The sequence below is a fragment of the Halalkalibacter akibai JCM 9157 genome (assembly GCF_000513135.1).
GTDB lineage: Bacteria > Bacillota > Bacilli > Bacillales > Bacillaceae_D > Halalkalibacter > Halalkalibacter akibai.
In genome coordinates, this window is sequence record NZ_BAUV01000101.1 from 1 (window position 1) to 4177 (window position 4177).

Sequence of the window (4177 nt, forward strand, 5' to 3'; positions counted from 1 at the left end):
AGAACCATTCTTTCAAGGTGTTTTTAATAAAATGCCATATAGTCTGGTGGCGATAGCGAAGAGGTCACACCCGTTCCCATGCCGAACACGGTCGTTAAGCTCTTTTGCGCCGATGGTAGTTGGGGGCTTCCCCCTGTGAGAGTAGGACGTTGCCAGGCAAATCAAGCACAACCCATCGGGTTGTGCTTTTTAATATGCATAAACATCAGGCTAAAGGCGATAGAGAGTTAGCTATGGTGGAAGAGCCAGCATTTTCTTCGAATCGGACGATAGTTTGCATCGTGAATAAGCATAATTAAGAAAGCTACATAGCTCCCTGAGTGACGAACGTGTTTATCTTCTTAAAACAACGTAAGTTAATTCTTACGAATCCTTCATACATCCCGCAAAGAATAATTGTTTTAACAAAATAGAAATGAAAGGCTGGAGGTGCAAAAATAAATAAAGCCAGATCATAAATTCAACAATCTGGATCATAAATTAGTTGAATTGGATCAGAAATACAGAATTATTAAAATCCACTAATGTCTTATTTTAAGTTAAATAATTTAATAATCCTATAGCCTGTTATTTTCAGAAAAAAATGATTGCATGAAATATTTTGATATGATATATTATTTCCCGTCGTCTGAAATCTATCTCATGAATTTAAGGGAGAAGGTGGGATAGAGTAAGGTGTTTTTGTTAGTATATAGGAGGAAATTATGTCATCAAGAGATTCATTTTCAAGTGTCGCGGTAGTAGGTTTTATGTTATTTGCTTTATTTTTTGGAGCTGGGAATTTAATTTTTCCGGTGATGTTAGGACAATTGTCTGGAGAGAATATGATCCTGGCAAACGCTGGTTTTATTGTAACGGGAGTTGGTTTGCCGATCCTGGGGATCTTTGCGTTAGCTTTCTCGGGAAAGAGTGATCTGCAATCATTAGCTAGTAGAGTGCATCCGTTATTTGCTCTTGTCTTTACGGTCGCTCTTTATTTATCAATTGGGCCTTTGTTTGCCATTCCTAGAACAAACACAGTTTCATTTGAAATGGGTATTAATCCATTTTTGGGAAATAATGATGCTTTCTGCCGTTATTTCTTTATACAATCGTCTTTTTTGCTCTAACTCTCTTTTTTTCTTTACAATCTAGTAGGTTGGTAGATCTTGTTGGTAAGGTCTTAACTCCATTGCTATTGGTTTTTATTGGTATTCTTATCATTATTAACTTCCTGAATCCTATTGGGCCGGTTCTTGCACCCGCTGAAGCTTACATGAGTCATAGCTTTTTTAAAGGCTTCCAAGAAGGTTACTTAACGATGGATGCCCTTGCTGCATTCGTGTTTGGCATTATTATTATCAATATTATGAGAGAAAGAGGAGCTACCACGAAAAAGGAAATTATGATTTCCTCTCTGAAAGTGGCTTTAGTTGCTGGGACGTTATTAGCAATTATCTATTCTTCACTTAGCTATATGGGGGCAACTAGTGCTAGTGAGTTAGGGCATTTAGAAAATGGAGGAGCTGTTTTAGCAGGCATCTCTTATTATTATTTCGGATCATTTGGTAAGGTAATTCTAGCCTTTATCGTGATTGCAGCTTGTTTAACAACGAGCATTGGTTTAATTACTGCTTGTGCCTCTTATTTTAATCAATTAGTGCCGAGTATTTCGTATAAAAGCTGGGCGACTATTTTTACCATTTTTAGTGCAATTATTTCAAATGTGGGATTATCAGCATTAATCGAATTTTCGGTACCGGTTTTATTGATGCTATATCCGATCTGTATTTGTTTAATGTTTTTAACTTTTATGGACCCACTATTTAAAGGCAAGAAGGAAGTTTATCAAATAAGTATTTTGTTTACATTCATCGTTAGTATTTTTGATGGTTTGAGTGCGGCGGGCATTGTCGTATCAAGTGTCGATAATTTATTTGAATCAATTCTTCCGCTTTACTCAGTAGGATTAGGTTGGCTTATCCCAGCGGTTGTAGGTGGTATAATAGGTTACCTCTTAACACTTGGGAAAAGAATTTAAAACATGAGTAAAACCTACCTTGGTGTAAGAGGTAGGTTTTTATAGTGTTAAAGAAAAATTCAGTTACAGTAACGAGTAGTATAGATTTGAAAAGTTTAATGTGAAATTTTTTGTTAGGATATAGTTTACGTATAGACAAGTAGCGTCTGGGTAAGAAAGAGTTATTCTTGCACTTTGTCAGCTAGAGTATTGTGGGTGCGTAATTAACTATTCGTGGTATCATAAATCAAATGGATTTTTAAGGTAAACGAATGTACCCTTTATGGATCAGATGATAATTCTTCGTTAATAATTAGAAGGAAAAGTAGGTGGATAAATGGATCATACAGATATTCAGCTCCTTACAACCCTACAAAGATGGTAGAAAAAGCTTTAGTGATTTATCGAAGGAGTTATCTCTTAGTCGTCCAAGTGTGACAGAACGTTATAATCGATTAGTTGAGCGTGGGGTTATTGATAAAATCAGTGCAAAGGTGAATCCTTCTGCTATTGGTCGGGATGTTATTCTGTTTATTCAAGTGAGCGAGATGAATTTATCCTTTGAAAAGTTTGAACAACTGGTCGTAGAACATCCTGATATTTTAGAGTGCCATTGTTTAACGGGCCAAGTAAATTATTTATTAAAAGCCGCTGTGTGTGATATGACTCATTTAAGCAATCTTATTGAGGAGTTTACAGGTTATGGTAGGATTAATTCTTCCATTGTTTTGAGGTCGCCTATTAAGGATAAGGTCATACAGCCAATAATAAAAAAAGGACTATCTAAAAAAGAGAAGACTAAGTGGTTGGAAAACCGCTTAGTCTTCTCTTTTTTGGGGTTTCAATATTTAAGGAAATGCCGAGATGTTTACTCATTTACATTGTGAAGGAAAATTGAGAAAACTTCATAAAAAGTGTAAAGGTAAACCGATTTATTCATTCGTTTTGTTATATAAAAGAAAGCTGGTATTTTTTACACTATTTATAAAGGAATAGGTGTGTGGAAAAGGAGGAAGCTATGAAAAATTTTATTTATTTACTATTCGGTTGCTTGTTAACGGCAATTGGCGTTACGATATTAGGGCATTCACAAATTGTTACAGGTGGAACGGCAGGATTAGCTTTAAGCTCTTCGTATATTTTCGAGTTACCCTTTTATATGGTGTTCTTTCTTATTAATATACCCTTTTATATTTTTTCTGTGTTAAGGATGGGGTGGAAGTTTACGTTTTTAACCGTTCTTTCTATATCAATGCTCTCAACCATGACATATTTTAGTTATTGGTTACCTGAGATGACATTTACACCTCTCTTGGGAGGGATAATAGGAAGTGTTTTTATTGGATTTGGATTATCGACGTTATTTCTAAATGGTTCTTCTTTAGGTGGAGCTAATATCCTTGCATTGTATTTGCAAAAGAAATTCGATTGGGATCCAGGGAAGGTAAACTTCGTATTTGACTTTATGGTTGTCTTATCGGGCTTTTATTATTTGGGGTTAGTCAACGGGATGTATTCTGTGATGACTATTGCCATTTATTCTAGCATCATTAGTTACTTCAAAAACCAAATTAAAGAAAAAACTCACAAAACGGAACAGAAGCAACTGATCTTGAAAACGAGTTAGGTGGACACTCTAATAGTCTTGTGACAATAGCAAAGAGGTCAGACGTATTCTAGTAAAACATGGTGTTATGCTCTTTTAAGTTGGCGCTTCTCTTGTGAGAGAAGGAAGCCAGTAAGTACAACTCATTGGGTTGTGCTTTTTTATATGCTTAAGAAAAATGCTGTAGATCGAAAGGTTTTGCGTGGGATTAGCTGTTAGAGAAGGACAAAATGATATGTGGTCATTTTAAACGGAAGTGTTATGCGTTGATTAGAGGGGAGATTATAGTTAGAGGATGGAAATTCTTTTTAGGTCGTTAGCTGGGGTGGAGGATCTAATCATAAGTCAGTCTAGTTGCTTCTTGGTAAAGATTATGATAAGATATTTATCTGACTTAAATAAATTAAAAATAATATTGCGCAGAATTAAAATGTGTGTTATATTATTATTTGTCGCGTTAACGACTGGTTGTTTCGTAACGATCTCAAAAATAATCTTGAAAAAGTTATTGCGTAGAATAAAATGTTATGTTATAATAATAAATGTCGCTGACGAAGTGACGCAAATAGTTC

The 4177-nt window shown here is 35.2% G+C and carries 2 protein-coding genes, 1 rRNA gene and 1 pseudogene; all 4 read left to right on the top strand.

What is annotated here, in order from left to right; genetic code table 11:
- Window positions 1-42: 42 nt before the first annotated feature.
- The 4 genes and pseudogenes from rrf to JCM9157_RS22730 all read left to right on the top strand — a co-directional run bounded on the left by rrf (window position 43) and on the right by JCM9157_RS22730 (window position 3626).
- Window positions 43-158, top strand: a 5S ribosomal RNA gene (gene rrf / locus JCM9157_RS22715).
- A gap of 546 nt (window positions 159-704) precedes the next feature.
- Window positions 705-2020 (top strand): annotated as a pseudogene (gene brnQ / locus JCM9157_RS22720) (branched-chain amino acid transport system II carrier protein).
- A gap of 308 nt (window positions 2021-2328) precedes the next feature.
- Complete coding sequence (locus tag JCM9157_RS22725; RefSeq protein ID WP_081734297.1) at window positions 2329-2886, top strand: Lrp/AsnC family transcriptional regulator; 558 nt, start codon at window positions 2329-2331, stop codon at window positions 2884-2886.
- 131 nt (window positions 2887-3017) lie between these two features.
- Window positions 3018-3626, top strand: a complete 609-nt coding sequence (locus tag JCM9157_RS22730) for a YitT family protein (protein ID WP_035668754.1) — start codon at window positions 3018-3020, stop codon at window positions 3624-3626.
- The last annotated feature ends 551 nt before the right edge of the window (window positions 3627-4177 follow it).